This window comes from Streptomyces sp. NPDC003943 (assembly GCF_053605265.1).
Window position 1 is genome coordinate 24,923 of sequence record NZ_JBSGIW010000053.1, and the last position, 17,576, is coordinate 42,498.

Annotated in this window: 15 protein-coding genes; 13 read left to right on the forward strand and 2 right to left on the reverse strand. The window is 72.8% G+C overall.

The annotated features are described in order from the left end of the window. Positions 1-33: 33 nt before the first annotated feature. The 8 genes from ureA to ACWEV0_RS21795 all read left to right on the forward strand — a co-directional run bounded on the left by ureA (position 34) and on the right by ACWEV0_RS21795 (position 11,268). The gene (ureA, locus tag ACWEV0_RS21760) at positions 34-768 is read left to right on the forward strand and encodes an urease subunit gamma (protein ID WP_453151023.1); all 735 of its coding nucleotides are present in this window, start codon (positions 34-36) and stop codon (positions 766-768) included. Next, positions 768-2,450 (forward strand): urease subunit alpha, encoded by a 1,683-nt coding sequence (locus ACWEV0_RS21765; protein WP_453151025.1) that lies wholly within the window; start codon positions 768-770, stop codon positions 2,448-2,450. The genes ureA and ACWEV0_RS21765 overlap by 1 nt, the downstream gene beginning before the upstream one ends. Before the next feature lie 17 nt (positions 2,451-2,467). Beyond that, on the forward strand, positions 2,468-3,487 hold the full coding sequence (locus ACWEV0_RS21770; RefSeq protein ID WP_453151026.1) for an agmatine deiminase family protein: 1,020 nt from the start codon (positions 2,468-2,470) through the stop codon (positions 3,485-3,487). Between the two features lie 161 nt (positions 3,488-3,648). Further along, positions 3,649-4,188 (forward strand): TetR/AcrR family transcriptional regulator, encoded by a 540-nt coding sequence (locus ACWEV0_RS21775; protein WP_453151046.1) that lies wholly within the window; start codon positions 3,649-3,651, stop codon positions 4,186-4,188. An 81-nt stretch (positions 4,189-4,269) separates the two neighbouring features. Beyond that, on the forward strand, positions 4,270-5,601 hold the full coding sequence (locus tag ACWEV0_RS21780) for an MFS transporter (RefSeq protein ID WP_453151027.1): 1,332 nt from the start codon (positions 4,270-4,272) through the stop codon (positions 5,599-5,601). 283 nt (positions 5,602-5,884) lie between these two features. Next, positions 5,885-7,501: a citramalate synthase gene (gene cimA / locus ACWEV0_RS21785; RefSeq protein ID WP_453151029.1), complete on the forward strand. Its 1,617-nt coding sequence runs from the start codon at positions 5,885-5,887 to the stop codon at positions 7,499-7,501. A 50-nt stretch (positions 7,502-7,551) separates the two neighbouring features. Beyond that, positions 7,552-9,849: a glycoside hydrolase family 3 protein gene (locus tag ACWEV0_RS21790; RefSeq protein ID WP_453151030.1), complete on the forward strand. Its 2,298-nt coding sequence runs from the start codon at positions 7,552-7,554 to the stop codon at positions 9,847-9,849. A 57-nt stretch (positions 9,850-9,906) separates the two neighbouring features. After that, positions 9,907-11,268: a hypothetical protein gene (locus ACWEV0_RS21795; RefSeq protein WP_453151031.1), complete on the forward strand. Its 1,362-nt coding sequence runs from the start codon at positions 9,907-9,909 to the stop codon at positions 11,266-11,268. 9 nt (positions 11,269-11,277) lie between these two features. Here the strand turns inward: ACWEV0_RS21795 and dnaN are convergent, their stop codons facing one another. Next, on the reverse strand, positions 11,278-12,396 hold the full coding sequence (gene dnaN, locus ACWEV0_RS21800) for a DNA polymerase III subunit beta (RefSeq protein ID WP_453151033.1): 1,119 nt from the start codon (positions 12,394-12,396) through the stop codon (positions 11,278-11,280). A gap of 156 nt (positions 12,397-12,552) precedes the next feature. Here dnaN and ACWEV0_RS21805 point away from each other — a divergent pair, with 156 nt between their 5' ends. Then, positions 12,553-13,713, forward strand: a complete 1,161-nt coding sequence (locus ACWEV0_RS21805; RefSeq protein ID WP_453151034.1) for a serine hydrolase domain-containing protein — start codon at positions 12,553-12,555, stop codon at positions 13,711-13,713. Continuing rightward, positions 13,710-14,102 carry a hypothetical protein gene (locus tag ACWEV0_RS21810; RefSeq protein ID WP_453151035.1) on the forward strand — a complete coding sequence of 131 codons (393 nt, stop codon included), beginning with the start codon at positions 13,710-13,712 and terminating at the stop codon, positions 14,100-14,102. The genes ACWEV0_RS21805 and ACWEV0_RS21810 overlap by 4 nt, the downstream gene beginning before the upstream one ends. A gap of 84 nt (positions 14,103-14,186) precedes the next feature. On the opposite strand, the gene ACWEV0_RS21815 is transcribed toward ACWEV0_RS21810, so the two are convergent. Beyond that, positions 14,187-14,801: a YceI family protein gene (locus ACWEV0_RS21815; RefSeq protein ID WP_453151036.1), complete on the reverse strand. Its 615-nt coding sequence runs from the start codon at positions 14,799-14,801 to the stop codon at positions 14,187-14,189. A gap of 228 nt (positions 14,802-15,029) precedes the next feature. Between ACWEV0_RS21815 and ACWEV0_RS21820 the strand changes: the two genes are divergently transcribed. The 3 genes from ACWEV0_RS21820 (at position 15,030) to ACWEV0_RS21830 (ending at position 17,559) form a co-directional block, all read left to right on the forward strand. Then, entirely contained in the window at positions 15,030-15,542 is a 513-nt protein-coding gene (locus ACWEV0_RS21820) for a hypothetical protein (protein ID WP_453151037.1), read from the forward strand. 217 nt (positions 15,543-15,759) lie between these two features. Further along, positions 15,760-17,343 (forward strand): acyl-CoA carboxylase subunit beta, encoded by a 1,584-nt coding sequence (locus tag ACWEV0_RS21825; RefSeq protein WP_453151038.1) that lies wholly within the window; start codon positions 15,760-15,762, stop codon positions 17,341-17,343. Between the two features lie 15 nt (positions 17,344-17,358). Then, the gene (locus ACWEV0_RS21830) at positions 17,359-17,559 is read left to right on the forward strand and encodes an acyl-CoA carboxylase subunit epsilon (RefSeq protein ID WP_451607835.1); all 201 of its coding nucleotides are present in this window, start codon (positions 17,359-17,361) and stop codon (positions 17,557-17,559) included. Positions 17,560-17,576: the final 17 nt, after the last annotated feature.

The following is a 17,576-nucleotide window of genomic DNA, read 5'->3' on the forward strand; positions in this document are numbered from 1 at the left end:
CGATCGGCTCGATTCGATCAGGAGGTGCACGGCGTGCGACTGACCCCCACGGAACGCGACCGGCTGCTGCTCTTCGGCGCCGCCGAGCTCGCTCGCGCCCGCCGGGCCCGTGGCCTGAAGCTCAACGTTCCCGAAGCCACCGCGCTCATCGCGGACACCGTCTGCGAGGCGGCCCGGGACGGCCGGCGGCTCGCCGAGGCCATCGAGGCGGCCCGCTCCGTCCTCGGCCCCGACGACGTCCTGCCCGGCGTGGCCGACGTGGTCACCGAGGTCCACGTCGAGGCCGTCTTCGACGACGGCTCCCGGCTCGCCGTGGTCTCCGACCCCATCGGCGGGGGCTCGCTGGGGGAGGACGCGCCCGGCGCGCTGCTCCCGGGGCCCGCGTACGAGGAGACCGAGCCGGCCCTCCGGCTGACCGTGCGCAACACGGCCGCCGTGCCGGTGAGCGTGACCTCGCACTTCCACTTCTTCGAGGCCAACCCGCGCCTCGACTTCGACCGCGCCGCCGCCTACGGGATGCGGCTCGCCGCCCCGGCCGGCGCCTCGACCCGCTTCGACCCGGGCGGCGAGGCCGAGGTCGGCCTCGTGCCGATCGGCGGCGCCCGCGTGGCGATCGGCTTCGCCGGCCTGGTCGACGGCCCGCTCGACGCGCCCGGCGCGAAGGAGGAGGCCCTGCGCAGGGCCGCGGCCTGCGGTTATCTCGGCGCGGGCGACACCCCCGACGACCTGTCCTCCGCCCCGTTCGAGTCCCCGAAGGAGGACAGCTGATGGACCCCTACGAGTACGCCTCCGTGCACGGCCCCCGGGCCGGCGACCGGGTCGTCCTGGGCGACTCCGGCCTCGTCGTGCGCGTCGAGTCCGACTCGCAGAAGCCGGGCGACGAGTTCCTCGCCGGCTTCGGCAAGACCGCCCGCGACGGCCTCCACCTGAAGGCCGCGGCCGTCCGCGAGACCTGCGACGTCGTGATCAGCAACGTGCTGCTCATGGACGCCGTGCAGGGCATCCGCAAGGTGTCCATCGGCATCCGCGAGGGCCGCATCCACGCCATCGGGCGGGCCGGCAACCCGGACACCCTCGACGGCGTCGACGTCGTCGTCGGCACCGGCACCTCGATCGTCTCCGGCGAGGGCCTGATCGCCACGGCCGGCGCCGTCGACACCCATGTGCACCTGCTCTCGCCCCGGATCATGGAGGCGTCCCTCGCCAGCGGCGTCACCACGATCATCGGCCAGGAGTTCGGCCCCGTGTGGGGCGTCGGCGTCAACTCGCCGTGGGCCCTGCGGCACGCCTTCAGCGCCTTCGACGCCTGGCCGGTCAACATCGGCTTCCTGGCCCGCGGCTCCTCCTCGGACCCGGCGCCGCTGGTCGAGGCGCTCGCCGAGGGCGGGGCGTCCGGCTTCAAGGTGCACGAGGACATGGGCGCCCACACCCGGGCCCTGGACACCGCGCTGCGCGTCGCCGAGGAACACGACGTGCAGGTCGCCCTGCACAGCGACGGCCTCAACGAGTGCCTGTCGGTCGAGGACACCCTGCGCGTCCTGGAAGGCCGGACGATCCACGCCTTCCACATCGAGGGCTGCGGCGGCGGGCACGTACCGAACGTGCTGAAGATGGCGGGCGTGCCGAACGTCATCGGCTCCTCCACCAACCCGACGCTCCCCTTCGGCCGCGACGCCGTCGCCGAGCACTACGGGATGATCGTCTCCGTCCACGACCTCAAGACCGACCTGCCCGGCGACGCCGCCATGGCGCGCGACCGGATCCGGGCCGGGACGATGGGCGCTGAGGACGTCCTGCACGACCTCGGCGCGATCGGCATCACCTCGTCCGACGCCCAGGGCATGGGCCGCGCGGGCGAGACCGTGCGCCGCACCTTCGCCATGGCCGGCAAGATGAAGGCCGAGCTGGGGCCCCTGGAGGGCGACGGCGCGCACGACGACAACGCGCGTGTGCTGCGCTACCTGGCCAAGCTCACCATCAACCCGGCGATCGCCCACGGCCTCGCGCACGAGATCGGCTCGGTCGAGGTCGGCAAGATGGCCGACATCGTGCTGTGGCGGCCGGAGTACTTCGGCGCCAAGCCGCAGCTGGTCATCAAGAACGGCTTCCCCGCGTGGGGCGTGACCGGCGACCCCAACGCCGCCACCGACACCTGCGAACCGCTCGTCCTCGGCCCGCTGTTCGGCGCGCACGGCGCCGCGCCCGCCGACCTCGCCGTCGCCTTCGTCGCGCAGGCCGCCGTCGACCTCGGGACGGACGCGCTGCCGACCCGCCGGCGCCGCGTCCCCGTGCGCGGCACCCGTGGCATCGGCCCCGCCGACCTGCTCCTCAACTCGCGCGTCGGCGACGTCCAGGTCGACGGCCACACCGGCCTCGTCTCGCTGGACGGCTCGCCCATCCGCTCGGAGGCGGCCGAGTCCGTCTCGCTCAACCGCCTCTACTTCCTCTGACCGCTTAGGACCCGTTGATGAACTACCGCATGCCCGCCGAGTGGACGCCGCACGAGCGCACCTGGATGGCCTGGCCCAGCCCCAACCCGACCTTCACCAACGACGAGGAGCTGGCCGTGGCCCGCGCCGCCTGGGCGAGCGTGGCCCGCGCCGTGCGCCGCTTCGAGCCGGTGACGATGGTCGTCGCGCCCGGTGACGGCGACTCCGCCCGCGCGCTGCTCGGCGACGACGTCGACCTGCTGGAGCGGGAGCTGGACGACGCCTGGATGCGCGACATCGGCCCCACCTTCGTCAAGGACGAGGAGGGCCGGCTGGCCGCCGTGGACTGGGTGTTCAACGGCTGGGGCGCGCAGGACTGGGCCCGCTGGGAGCACGACTCCAAGATCGCCCGCCATGTCGCGGACGCGGCGGGCGTACCGGTGGTGAGCAGCGCACTGGTGAACGAGGGCGGCGCCATCCACGTCGACGGCGAGGGCACCGTCCTGCTCACCGACACCGTCCAGCTGGGCGCGGGCCGCAACCCCGAGTGGAACCGCCAGGAGGTCGAGGCCGAGATCCACGCGAAGCTCGGCACGACGAAGGCCATCTGGCTGCCGCACGGCCTGGCCGGCGACTACGGCCTCTTCGGCACCCAGGGCCACGTCGACATCGTCGCCGCCTTCGCCCGCCCCGGCACCGTGCTGGTCCACAGCCAGCAGAACCCGCAGCACCCCGACTACGAGCGCTCCCGCCTCTACGTCAACATCCTCCGCGGCCAGACCGACGCCCAGGGCCGCCCCCTGGAGGTCATCGAGGTCCCGGCCCCCACCGTCCTCAAGGACGAGGAGGGCGACTGGGTCGACTACTCGTACATCAACCACTACCTGTGCAACGGCGGCGTGGTCCTCTGCGCCTTCGACGACCCGCACGACGAGCTCGCGGCCGAGATCTTCCGCCGTCTCTTCCCGGAGCGCGAGGTCGTGCTCGTCGACGCGCGCCCGATCTTCGCGGGCGGCGGCGGCATCCACTGCATCACCCAGCAGCAGCCGGCGGTCTGAGGCCGCCGGCAGGCATGGACCCGGCGGCCGGGCCTCCCGGCCGCCGCATCCTGTAGAACGTACGAGTGAGTCAGAGCAGCCCGCCCCACCCCGACCCCGCCCCCCACCCCCGCCGGCGCAACCAGGCCGCGCCGCCGCGGGAGGACGTGCTCGCCGCGGCGATGGACACCATCGCCGAGCGCGGGCTCGACGGGCTGACCATGGCCGGGCTCGGGCGGCAGGTGGGGATGAGCAGCGGGCATCTGCTCTATTACTTCCGCACCAAGGACGAGCTGCTGCTGCAGACGCTGGAGTGGAGCGAGGGGCGGCTCGGCGTCGAGCGCGGTGCGCTGCTCGCGAAGCCGGGCACGGCGCGGGAGCGGCTCGACGGATACGTGGACGTGTACGTGCCGGACGGGCCGCGCGATCCGCACTGGACGCTGTGGCTGGAGGTCTGGAACCGCTCGCAGAACGCCGACGCGGACGCCCGCGCCCGGCAGGCCGCCATCGAGGGGGCCTGGCACCGGGACCTGGTCGCGATCCTCGCCGAGGGCGTGTCGCGCGGCGAGTTCCGGCCGGTCGACCCGGACCGCTTCGCGCACCGGATGCGGGCCCTGCTCGACGGCTTCAGCGTGCACGTCGCCGTCGGCATCCCCGGTACCGGGCGGGAGCAAGTGCTCGCCCACGTAAGGGAGTTCATCGCCGAAACCCTTCTTCCGTGACCGTTAGGCACGCAAGTACTCCTGATCGTTGCCCCGTGCACCCTTGTTGGCCGGGGGCCGCCTCCGGCACGGTTCCTGCCCATGGGACGAGAGCACTGGAAGAAGATCTGGGTCGGGTCGGCCGGCAACATGGTCGAGTGGTTCGACTGGTTCGTGTACGCGAGCTTCGCGACCTACTTCGCGGGGGCGTTCTTCCCCGAGGGCGACGACACCGCCAAGCTCATGAACACCGCCGGCATCTTCGCCGTCGGCTTCTTCATGCGCCCGGTCGGCGGCTGGCTGCTCGGCCGGGTCGGTGACCGCAAGGGCCGCAAGGCGGCCCTCACCCTGACCGTCACGCTGATGTCGGCCTCGGCGGTCCTCATCGCCGTCGCTCCCACCTACGCCGTCGCGGGCTACGGCGGCGCCGCGGTGCTGCTGATCGCCCGCCTGCTCCAGGGCCTCTCCGTCGGCGGCGAGTACGCGGCCAGCGCCACGTACCTCACCGAGGCGTCCGCGCCCGACCGCCGCGGCTTCGCCTCCAGCTTCCAGTACGTGTCGATGACGGCCGGCCAGATCGTCGGCCTCGGCCTGCAGATCGTCCTCCAGCGGACCATGTCCGCCGAGGCCCTGCACAGCTGGGGCTGGCGCATCCCCTTCGTCATCGGCGCCCTCGGCGCGGCCGTCGTCTTCTACCTGCGCCGCACCATGCTGGAGACCGAGGTGTACGAGGAGACCGCCGACGACGGCGTCGGCAGCCGCGACAAGGGCACCCTCAAGGCCCTCTGGGCGCACAGGCGCGAGGCCCTCCTCGTCATAGCGCTCACCATGGGCGGCACGGTGGCCTACTACACGTACACCACCTACCTCACCAAGTACCTCTCCAACTCCGCCGGGCTGCCCAAGCAGACCGCCACCCTGGTCTCCTTCTGCGCGCTCATCGTCTTCGCGTGCCTGCAGCCGCTCGCCGGCCGCCTCTCCGACCGCATCGGGCGCCGTCCGCTCCTCATCACCTTCGCGGTCGGCTCCACCCTCCTCACCGTGCCGATCATGACGCTGCTGCGGCACGCGGGCTCCTTCTGGCCGGCCCTCGGCCTGTCCCTCCTCGCGCTCCTCGTCGTCACCGGCTACACCTCCATCAACGCCTGCGTGAAGGCCGAGCTCTTCCCGACCGGCGTCCGCGCCCTGGGCGTCGCCCTGCCGTACGCCATCGCCAACGCCCTCTTCGGCGGCACCGCCGAATACGTGGCGCTGTGGTTCAAGAACGCGGGGATCGAGTCCGGCTACTACTGGTACGTCGCCGGCTGCGCGGCCGTCTCCCTGATCGTCTATGTGACGATGCGCGAGACCCGTGACATCGATCTGGGCCGGGTGGGCACCGCGGCGTCGGTGAAGTCCTCCCGCGCGCCCGCCGCCGTCGATTCCGCATCGTGAGATTCGTGTCCGAAGCCGCGCGCGGGTATGGCAGACTGCCGACGTGCTTGCTACCACGATGATTATCGGCAGCAGCGCGCCGGTCCGCAGTGACCGCTGAACCGTGGGACTCCACCCCCACGGCAGCGGCCACCGTGCCCCAGACCCGCGCGCAGACCTCTCGCACCCGCGAGGGGTTTTTTCGTTTTCCGGCCCCACCACCGCCGGAAACGGACCGCGCGTGAGAATGGGGGCAAGTGGATCCAGACCTTCCGGAGCCACATCCGACAGGAGCCATCAAGTCATGACCACGGAGAACGGCGAGAGCCCGCGTCCCGACGACAGCTTCCACGTCTTCGACACCACGCTGCGCGACGGCGCCCAGCGTGAAGGAATCAACCTCACCGTCGCCGACAAGCTGACCATCGCGCGGCACCTCGACGACTTCGGCGTCGGCTTCATCGAGGGCGGCTGGCCCGGAGCCAACCCGCGCGACACCGAGTTCTTCGCCCGCGCCCGGCAGGAGATCCGGTTCAGGAACGCGCAGCTCGTCGCCTTCGGCGCGACCCGCCGGGCCGGTGCCAAGGCCGCCGACGACCCGCAGGTCAAGGCGCTGCTCGACTCCGGCGCCCCGGTCATCACCCTCGTCGCCAAGTCGCACGACCGGCACGTCGAACTGGCCCTGCGCACCACCCTCGACGAGAACCTGGAGATGGTCCGCGACACCGTCTCCTACCTGCGCTCCCAGGGTCGCCGCGTGTTCGTCGACTGCGAGCACTTCTTCGACGGCTACAAGGCCAACCCCGGCTACGCCAAGGCCGTCGTCAGCGCCGCGCACGAGGCCGGCGCCGACGTCGTCGTCCTCTGCGACACCAACGGCGGCATGCTGCCCGCCCAGGTCCAGGCCGTCGTCGCCACCGTCCTCGCCGACACCGGCGCCCGCCTCGGCATCCACGCCCAGGACGACACCGGCTGCGCCGTCGCCAACACCCTCGCCGCCGTCGACGCCGGCGCCACCCACGTCCAGTGCACCGCCAACGGCTACGGCGAGCGGGTCGGCAACGCCAACCTCTTCCCCGTGGTCGCGGCCCTGGAGCTGAAGTACGACAAGCGGGTGCTGCCCGCGGGCGCGCTCGCCGAGACGACCCGGATCTCGCACGCCATCGCCGAGGTCGTCAACCTCACCCCGTCCACCCACCAGCCGTACGTCGGCGTCTCCGCGTTCGCGCACAAGGCGGGCCTGCACGCCTCCGCGATCAAGGTGGACCCGGACCTCTACCAGCACATCGACCCCGAGCTGGTCGGCAACACCATGCGGATGCTCGTCTCCGACATGGCCGGCCGCGCCTCCATCGAGCTCAAGGGCAAGGAGCTCGGCGTCGACCTCGGTGACGACCGCGCCCTGGTCGCCCGCGTCGTCGAGCGGGTCAAGGAGCGTGAGCTCAAGGGCTACACGTACGAGGCCGCCGACGCCTCCTTCGAGCTGCTGCTGCGCGAGGAGGCCGAGGGCCGGCCGCGCCGCTACTTCCGTACGGAGTCCTGGCGCGCGATCGTCGAGGACCGCCCGGACGGCACCCACGCCAACGAGGCCACCGTGAAGCTGTGGTCCAAGGGCGAGCGGATCGTCGCCACCGCCGAGGGCAACGGCCCGGTCAACGCCCTCGACCGGGCCCTGCGCGTCGCCCTGGAGCGGATCTACCCGCAGCTCGCCAAGTTCGAGCTGACCGACTACAAGGTCCGCATCCTGGAGGGCCGCCACGGCACCGAGTCGACCACCCGGGTCCTGGTCACCACGAGCGACGGCAACGCCGAGTGGTCCACGGTCGGCGTCGGGACGAACGTCATCGCCGCCTCCTGGCAGGCCATCGAGGACGCCTTCACCTACGGGCTGCTGCGGGCGGGCGTCGACCCGGCGGAGTGACCGCGCGTCGTACCGGGGTTCCAGGGGCTCTACGCCCAAATATGTCCGGTATGACTAGTCGTACATTTCGTGCGGTGCGGCCGGGCGCGGTGGCGGCCGTCACCGCGGCCGCCCTGCTCACCGGAGACCTCACCGCCGTGGCGTCCACGCCCGGGACCGAGCGGAACCGGAACCCGGTGCGGCTCGTCGCCCCTCCGGTCACGACGGTGACCGAGGGCGGCACGGCCCGGGTCCGCCTCCGCGTCGACGCCACCCGCCCGCTGACCCGCCGGGTGACGGTCCGCTGGACGACGGCCGCCCGGCCGAGGGCGACGGCACCGGAACCCGCGGCGCGGGCCGCGGACCCCTCCCGTGACTACCGCGCCGCCTCCGGCACCGTCACCTTCCCGATCGGCACCCTGCCCGGAGCCGTACGCACCGTCGAGGTCCCCACCCTGCGCGACCCGACGCCCGAGACTGCCGAGACCGTGCCGGTCACCCTCGACGTCACCGGCGCCACCGCGCCCGCGCAGACCCCGCTGGTCGTGGTGGACGCCAACGACCTGCCGTACCTGGACCCGACCCGGTCCGTCCGGGAACGGGTCGCCGACCTGCTCGGACGGATGACCCTCGCCGAGAAGACCGGGCAGATGACCCAGGCCGCCCGCAACACCCTCGGCGCCGACCAGGACATCACCAGCTACGCCCTCGGCTCCGTCGTCCACGACTCCGCGGCCGACGGCGCGCCGGCCCGCACCGCCGAGGAGTGGCGGCAGACCACCGACGGCTACCAGGGGTACGCGCGCGCCACCCGCCTCCAGATCCCGCTGCTGCTCGCCACCGACGCCGTGCACGGCCACGCCCTGGTCAAGGGCGCCACGGTCATGCCGCACAACATCGGACTCGGCGCCGCCCGCGACCCCGCGCTCGTGGAGCGGCTCGCCGCGATCACCGCCGAGGAGGCGCGGGCGACCGGGATCGCCTGGAACTTCTCGCCCTGCGTCTGCGTCGTGCGCGACGTGCGCTGGGGCCGCACGTACGAGTCCTTCGGCGAGGACCCGGACCTGGTCTCCTCCCTGGCGGTCGCCGTCCGGGGGCTCCAGGGCGCCGCAGACGGCGGCGACCTCGCCCGCAGCGACAAGGTGCTGGCCACCGCCAAGCACTTCATCGGCGACGGCGGCACCTCCTACGGCTCCGGCCGGCCCCCGTACACCCTCGACCAGGGCGCCACCCTGATCGACCCGAACGAACTGGAGAAGGTGCACCTCGCCCCGTTCCGGCGGGCGGTCGCCCTCGGGGCCGGCTCGGTGATGCCCTCGTTCTCCTCGCTCGAAATCGTCGGCGAGCCCGGCGGTCCGGTGAAGATGCACGCCCACCGGAAGATGCTCAGCGGCGTCCTCAAGGGCGAGCTCGGCTTCCGTGGCATCGTCGTCAGCGACTGGGAGGCCGTCGACCAGATGCCGGGCGGCGCGGTCGACAACGTGCGCGACGCGGTCAACGCCGGGATCGACATCACCATGGCCCCGCTGACCTACCGGGACTTCGGCCGGATCGTCGCGGACGAGGTGGCCGCGGGCAGGATCCCGCTCTCCCGGATCGACGACGCGGTCAGCCGGATCCTGGAGAAGAAGTTCCTCCTCGGCCTCTTCGAGAAGCCGTACGCCGACACCGCCCACCTCGCCCGCGTCGGCTCCGCCGAGCATCGGGCGGCGGCCCGCGAGGCGGTGGCGAAGTCGCAGGTGCTCCTGAAGAACGAGGCGCAGCTGCTCCCGTTGCCGATGGGCCGGCGGCTGTACGTGGCCGGCTCCAACGCCGACGACCTCTCCGCCCAGGAGGGCGGCTGGACCATCGGCTGGCAGGGCGCCGCCGGCCGCGCGACCGACGGCACCACGATCCTGCAGGCCATCCGCAGGGCGGACCCGACGGCCCGCGTCACCTACTCCGAGGACGCCTCGGCCCCGATGAACGGGCACGACGTGGGCGTGGTCGTGGTCGGGGAGGACCCGTACGCGGAGGGGATGGGCGACGTCGGCGTGGAGGGCCACGACCTGGAGCTCTCGGCGGCGGACAAGCAGGCAGTCGACCGGGTCTGCACGCGGATGCGGTGCGTCGTCCTGGTCGTCTCCGGGCGCCCGCAGCTCATCGGTGACCGGCTCGGCGAGATCGGGGCGCTGGTCGCCTCCTGGCTGCCCGGCAGCGAGGGCGACGGCGTCGCCGACGTCCTCTACGGGCGCCGGGGCTTCACCGGCCGGCTGCCGCTGACCTGGCCGAAGTCCGAGGAGCAGCTGCCCCTGAAGCCGGCCGGCCGCGCGGGCGCCCCGCAGTTCCCGTACGGCTGGGGTCTGGTCACCCGGCCCCTCGGGCGCTGATCGCACGACTGTGCGATACAGGTCTGAATATGCCTCTTTGGGGGTAATCACGGTGATATGAGGACGAGGATCCCGATGCTGTCGGCCATCGGCGGACTGCTCCTGCTGCTGTTCCTGGCCCTGGCACCCCTCGCGGGCGCCAGGGCCACGGGGATCTCCGACGCGGCCGCCGCCCTGAAGCAGGGCCCGGTGTACGTGGACCCCGGTGCCGCCGGGCAGCTGTCGAAGGGGGACGCGGACGCCCTGGCGAAGAAGATCAAGGACGCGGACAAGCCGCTGTTCGTGGCCGTGCTGCCGGCGAACGCCCAGTTCCCGCCGCAGAACCTGTTCCGGAACCTGCGGACCGAGACCGGCATCACCGGCCTGTACGCCATCCGCCTCGGCAACGGCTTCGACGCCCGGGCCGACCGCTCGGTCATCTCCCGGAACGCCGTGGACAACCTCGTCGCCGACGTACGGCAGCCCGGTGCCGACGCGAAGACCGAGCTGAACGACTTCGTCGACCAGGCCCTGCCGAGCATGCGCGGCTCCGCGCCCGCCTCCTGGGGCGGGGTCGGCAAGGACAACGGGGTGCCGGTGGCCGGCCTGGTCACCGTGGGCGCGATCGTGGTGGCCGGCGGCGCCGGCCTGTACGCGCTCTCGCGGCGCAAGCGGCTCCGCCGGGAGGCCGAGGAGCGCGCGGCCCTGGACCGGCTGCGGGTCGTCGTCGACGAGGACATCACCGCCTTCGGCGAGGAGCTGGAGCGGCTCGACTTCCACCCGGCCGAGGCGGGCGCCACGGACGCCATGCGCGGTGACTACGAGCGGGCCCTCGACTCCTACGACCAGGCGAAGTCCCGGATGGGCGCGGTGACCCGGCCGCACGAGGTGCGCGGGGTCACCGAGGCCCTGGAGGACGGCCGCTTCTCGCTCGCCGTGCTCGCCGCCCGCCGCGAGGGCCGGCCGCTGCCCGAGCGGCGCGCGCCCTGCTTCTTCGACCCGCGCCACGGCCCGTCCGTCGCCGACCGCGGCTGGACCCCGGCGGGCGGCACGGCCCGCGAGGTCCCCGTCTGCGCCGCCGACGCGGCCCGGCTGGACGACGGGCTCGAACCGCAGGCCCGCACGGTCGAGACCGACGGCGGCCGCCGCCCGTACTGGGAGGCGGGACCGGCGTACGGCCCCTGGGCCGGCGGCTACTTCGGCGGCGGCATGCTGCCCGGCCTGCTCGTCGGCACCATGCTCGGCTCGATGCTCGCCACCCCCGCCTACGCCGCCGAGTACGGCGGCGGGGACTTCCAGCACTTCGAGGGCGGCGACTTCTCCGGCGCCGACTTCAACCCGGACGACTTCGGGCCGGGCGACTTCGGCGGCGGTGGCGGTGGCGACTTCGGCGGTGGCGGTGACTTCGGCGGCGGTGGCGACTTCGGCGGCGGCTTCTAGGGCCCCGGCCTACACCAGGGGCTTCACCGACATCAGCAGATGGCGGTGGGTCGAGGCCCCGCCGTCACCGACCGCCGTGATCAGCGCGCGCTGCCCCGGGCCGACGAGGTGGAGGCCCAGCTCCGGCGCGTCGAAGGAGCCGAGCGCGTCCAGGAGATAGCCCGGGTTGAACGCGACCGTCATCGCGTCGGTGCCGGTCAGCGCGGCCGGCAGCCGCTGCGAGGCCACGTCGTCCTCGTACCCGGCCTGGAGGTGGACCGTCGTGCCGTCGAACGCGAGCTGTACGGGGCTGTCGCCCTCCGCGACGACCGCGACCCGCTTCACGGCCTCGACCAGCGGGGCCCGCTCGGTGACCGCGACGGCGTGCTCGCCGAGCGCGAAGAGCTTGTCGTGCCGGGGGAGGCGGCCGTCGATGAGCCGGGTCGTGGTGCGCATGCCGCCGCTCTCGAAGCCGGCGGAGCCGCCGTCGAGAGCCAGCCGCACCGTGCCCGCGCCGGCGAGCGAGCGGGCGATCTCGGTGAGGCGTCTGGCCGGCACCACGACGTCGACCGGGGTGTCCGGCGGGTCCACGGGCCCGGCCGGCCGCCACTCCAGGGTGCGCACCGCGTAGCGGTAGCGGTCGGTCGCGGCCAGCGTCATCGTCGGGCCGTCCAGGCCGAGCCGTATGCCGGTGAGGATCGGCAGCGAGTCGTCCCGGCCGGCCGCCACCGCCACGTGCCCGACGGCCGCCGCGAAGGCGTCGGCGTCCACCGTGCCCTGCTGGGCGGGCAGCGCGGGCTGGGCCGGGTAGTCGTCCAGGGGCAGCAGCGAGAGCCCGAAGCGCGCGTCGCCGCCGGTCACCGCGAGCCGGGCGCCGTCGACCGCGCAGCCGACCGGGCCGTGCGGCAGCACCTTGCAGATGTCGAGGAGCCGCCGCCCGAGCACCAGGGCCCGGCCCTCCCGGAGGATGTCGGCGGCGACCTCGATCCGGGCGGACGCCTCGTAGTCCAGACCGGAGACGCGCAGCCGGCCGTCGGCCACCTCCAGGAGCAGACCGCCGAGGACGGGTACGGGGGAACGGGCGGGCAGCACCCGGGCGGCCCAGGCCACGGCCTCGGTCAACACGCCGCTGTCGATACGGAATTCCATGCCGCCGACGCTAGCGACCACCACTGACAATGCCGGCCGGCGACGGCGGCGCGGGACCGGGAATCCGCGCGGGCCCTTGATCGTTCGGCTCTCCGAGGGGCATCCGCGGACGCACGTCCGCGGATGGACATCCGCAGACGAAGGGGGAGGGCGGACGTGACTGACGTCCACGGCACCGTGGCGCCCGGATTCGAGCCGGTGCGCGAGGAGTTCGCCACCGTCGCCGCCGCCGAGGCGCGCGACGGCGGCGCCCAGCTCGCGGTCTACCACCGGGGCCGTCAGGTGGTCGACCTGTGGGGCGGCGACGGGGTCGACGGGGACTCGCTGCTCGCCCTGTACTCCTCCGCCAAGGGCGCCACGGCCCTGGTCGTCGCCCTCCTCGTGCAGGACGGCGCGCTCGACCTGGACCGCGAAGTGGCCTCCTGGTGGCCCGAGTTCGCCGCCGAGGGCAAGGGCGCCCTCACCCTGCGGGGACTGCTCGCGCACCGGTCCGGCGCCATCGGCGTCGAGGGCGGCTTCACCCTCGACGAGCTCACCGACGACCGGCTGGTCGCCGCCCGGATCGCCGCCCACCGCCCGTACTGGGAGCCGGACACCGGCCACGGCTATCACGCGCTCGCCTTCGGCGCCCTGGTCGGCGAGGTCGTCCTGCGGGCCACCGGCCGGACGGTCCAGGAGCAGTACGCGGAGCGGATCCGCGACCCGTACGAAGTGGACTACCACCTCGGCCTCCCCGAGGAGCTCGAAGCCCGCTTCCGCCCGGCCCTGCCGATGCTGCCCACCCCGCTCCAGAAGGCCTTCCTGGCGGCGAACCCGGTCGACCCGGCCGGCCTCCTGGCCGTCTCCTTCGGCCTGCACGGCGACCCGCCCGCCGACCTGGTCGCCTTCGGCAACTCCCGCGCCGTCCACGCCGCCGCCCCGCTCTCCGGCGGCGGCATCGGCAGCGCACGGGGCCTGGCCCGGATGTACGCGGCGGTCGCGGGCGAGCTGGCCGGCCGGCCGCCGCTGCTGAAGCCCGACGTCCTCGCCGAGGTCTCCCGGGTGCACTCCTCCGGCCGGGACCTGGTCACCGGCGAGTTCAACGCCTTCGGCCTCGGCTTCGTGCCGCTCGCCACCCGCCACCCCGAACTCGGCCCGACCGCGATCGGCCACAGCGGCGCCCCGGGCTCGCAGTCCTTCGCCGACCCTTCCCGCGCCCTCGCCTACAGCTACACCCGCCGCCGCTTCGCCTTCCTCGGCGGCCCCGGCGCCCTTGAGAACGCCCGCCTGGTCAGTGCGGTGACGGCGGCCGCCGATCGCATCGAGGAGCACGCATGACCGAGCTGGTCTTCTTCGCGGCCGTCGCCGCTCTGGTGGGGTGGCTGGTCCGCAGCGGGCAGCGGCGGCGGTCGGCCGCGTCCGCCGCGGGAGAGGCCGTCGCGGTGCCCGGCCTGCTCAAGGGGCCCGGCCAGGGGGCCCGCTGGCGGGCCGGGCGACTGGTGATCGGTGCGGAGCCGCCGCTCTGGCGGCCCTCCGGGGGCGGGCAGGAGCTCGCCCTGCCGGCGGACCTGCGGCCGGCGGGGACGCGTCCGCCCACGCTGCGCGAGGCCATCCGGTTCAATCCGAGGGCCCGGGTCGTGGCCTGCGAGTCCGCCGAGGGGCCCGTCCTGATCGCGGTCCTGCCGGAGGAGCTGGAGCAGGTGCTCGGCGCCCTGGAGCGCGGCTGAGGAAGGTGCGGGAACACCACCGCCCGGCAGCCGTGCCGGCTGCCGGGTTCGGGGTGCGTGCGCCGCGGGCCCGGAGGCCCGGGATCAGGCGGCGTTCTTGATCGCGGAGATGTCGAAGTTCAGCTTGACCTTGTCGCTGACCATGACGCCGCCGGTCTCCAGGGCCGCGTTCCAGGTCAGGCCCCAGTCGGAGCGCAGGATCTCGGCCGAGCCCTCGAAGCCGACGCGCTCGTTGCCGTAGACGTCGGTGGCGGTGCCGTTGAACTCCAGGTCGATCGCGAGCGGCTTGGTGACGTCCTTGATGGTCAGGTCGCCCTTGATCCGGTACTTGTCGCCGCCCAGGTGGGCCGCCTCGGTGGAGCGGAAGCTCATCAGCGGGAAGGTCTCGGCGTCGAAGAAGTCACCGCTGCGCAGGTGCCCGTCGCGGTCCGCGATGCCGGTGTCGATCGAGGCGATCTTCACGTCGATGGCGGCGCTGGAGGCGGCCGGCTCGGCGCCGTTCAGCTGCAGCGAGCCCTCGTGCTCGGCGAAGGTGCCGCGGACGTTGGTGACCATCGCGTGCCGGACGGTGAAGCCGATGCTGCTGTGGGCCGGGTCGATCGTGTAGTCGCCGGTCAGGGCGGCGAGGGCCGGGTCCACGGGGAGGGTGGCGACGGCGACGGCGGACTCGGTGTTGTTCTTGCGGTTGAACAGACCCATGACGTGCTCCTTGGGGACGGTGCGCAGAGGGGGAGGTGCGCTTTGTTGAACCTTCAACGAGAACGACTGTAGACCTATTCCGTTCAACTTTCAACATCTAGGTCGGGGTGTTCACCCGGACGACCCCGACGCCCTCTGGCGGACGCGCGTAGAACTGCGGCACCATGCGCGACGAGCACCACCTGCACAGCCGTCCCCAACCGACACGGTCATCCGCAGGAGGCATCCGTGAAACTCCGCTCCGTCCTCACCGCCCTCGCCCTGGTCCTGGGCGCCCTCTTCGCCCCGGGCTTCGGCGTCCTGGCCGGCGCCACCGACGCCCAGGCCGCCGTCACCAAGATCAGTCACGCCACCGCCACCTCGATGTTCCGCGAGGTCGGCATCACCTGGTCCTCGTCCGGCAACTGCTCGGACCGCTACAACTCGACCTGTACGTCCTTCGAGCAGCTCAACCTCGCCACCGCCCAGGGCGCCCAGACCCTCAAGCGCGCCAGTGGCTGCGCGATCAACATCACCGGCGGCACCGAGACCGGCCACGCCAGCGGTACCTACTCGCACTGGAACGGCTACAAGCTCGACATGAGCAAGTACACGTGCCTCGGCGGCTACATCAAGAACACCTTCAGCTACATCGGCCTGCGCGGCGACGGCGCCCCGCAGTGGAAGTCCGCCTCCGGCAACGTCTACGCCGACGAGGGCAGCCACTGGGACGTGACCTACTACAACTGCGGCGGCTGCTGAGCCGCCCGGTCCGGGCGGCCGGAGATCCCCCCGGGTGGCGCGGGCGCTCCACAGGCCGCGAGCTGCTTATGTGGAAACCCCACAATCACCTGGGGTGTCTGGCTGTTGACTCACGCCGGTGAGGCGAAGGTTCTGTCAAGCCTCACCAGGATTCGACACGCGAGACTGTACGGAGTGGACGGCGGGGTTTTCCCGACCGACTTCGTAGGGTCGGTACATGACCGTTGTGGACCAGATCCCGAGCGAGCCCGCCGACGCCCGTGGCCGTGTGGCCGAGCTGCACGAGCTGCGTGAGCAGGCTCGTCGTGGCCCGAGTGACCGGGCGACCGAGGCCCAGCACGCCAAGGGCAAGCTGACCGCTCGCGAGCGCATCGAGCTGCTGCTCGACCCTGGTTCCTTCAACGAGGTCGAGCAGCTGCGCCGGCACCGCGCGCAGGGCTTCGGCCTGGAGGCCAAGAAGCCGTACACCGACGGCGTCGTCACCGGCTGGGGCACGGTCGAGGGCCGTACGGTCTTCGTCTACGCGCACGACTTCCGGATCTTCGGCGGTGCCCTGGGCGAGGCCCACGCCACCAAGATCCACAAGATCATGGACATGGCCATCGCGGCCGGTGCCCCGCTGGTCTCCCTGAACGACGGCGCCGGCGCCCGCATCCAGGAGGGCGTCTCCGCCCTCGCCGGCTACGGCGGCATCTTCCAGCGCAACACCAAGGCGTCCGGAGTCATCCCGCAGATCAGCGTGATGCTCGGCCCGTGCGCCGGCGGCGCCGCCTACAGCCCCGCGCTGACCGACTTCGTCTTCATGGTCCGCGAGACCTCGCAGATGTTCATCACCGGCCCGGACGTCGTCAAGGCGGTCACCGGCGAGGAGATCACCCAGAACGGCCTGGGCGGCGCCGACGTGCACGCCGAGACCAGCGGCGTCGCGCACTTCGCGTACGACGACGAGGAGACCTGCATCGCCGAGGTGCGCTACCTCCTGTCGATGCTCCCGCAGAACAACCGCGAGAACCCGCCCGTCGTCGCCTCCGAGGACCCGGCCGACCGCCGCTCCGACGTGCTGCTCGACCTGGTGCCGGCCGACGGCAACCGCCCGTACGACATGCACAAGGTCATCGAGGAGCTCGTCGACGACGGCGACTACCTGGAGATCCACGAGCGCTGGGCCCGCAACATCATCTGCGCCCTGGCCCGGCTCGACGGCCAGGTCGTCGGCATCGTCGCCAACCAGCCGCAGACGCTGGCCGGCGTGCTCGACATCGAGGCGTCCGAGAAGGCCGCCCGCTTCGTGCAGATGTGCGACGCCTTCAACATCCCGATCGTCACCCTTCTGGACGTACCCGGCTTCCTGCCCGGCGTCGACCAGGAGCACGGTGGAATCATCCGCCACGGCGCGAAGCTGCTGTACGCGTACTGCAACGCGACCGTGCCCCGGATCTCGCTGATCCTGCGCAAGGCGTACGGCGGCGCTTACATCGTCATGGACTCCCAGTCCATCGGCGCCGACCTGACGTACGCCTGGCCCACCAACGAAATCGCGGTGATGGGCGCCGAGGGCGCCGCCAACGTCATCTTCCGCAAGCAGATCGCGGAGGCCGAGGACCCCGAGGCGATGCGCGCGCGCATGGTCAAGGAGTACAAGGCCGAGCTCATGCACCCGTACTACGCCGCGGAGCGCGGCCTGGTCGACGACGTCATCGACCCCGCCGAGACCCGCGAGGTGCTCGTGAAGTCCCTCGCCATGCTCCGCACCAAGCACGCCGACCTGCCGTCCCGCAAGCACGGCAACCCGCCTCAGTAAGAGGAGCCCACCGAAGTGACCACGCCTGCCACAGCCAACCTGCTCCGCGTCGAGAAGGGCCACGCCGACCCCGAGGAGCTCGCCGCCATCACCGCGGTCCTCCTCGCCCGCGCCGCCGCCCAGCCCGCCGAGCCCGCCCACCCCCGCCGCACCACGGCCGGCTGGCGCCGTCTGGAGCGCGAGAACGGCTTCCGCGCCCCGCACAGCTGGCGCTGACACGCGTACGAAGCCCC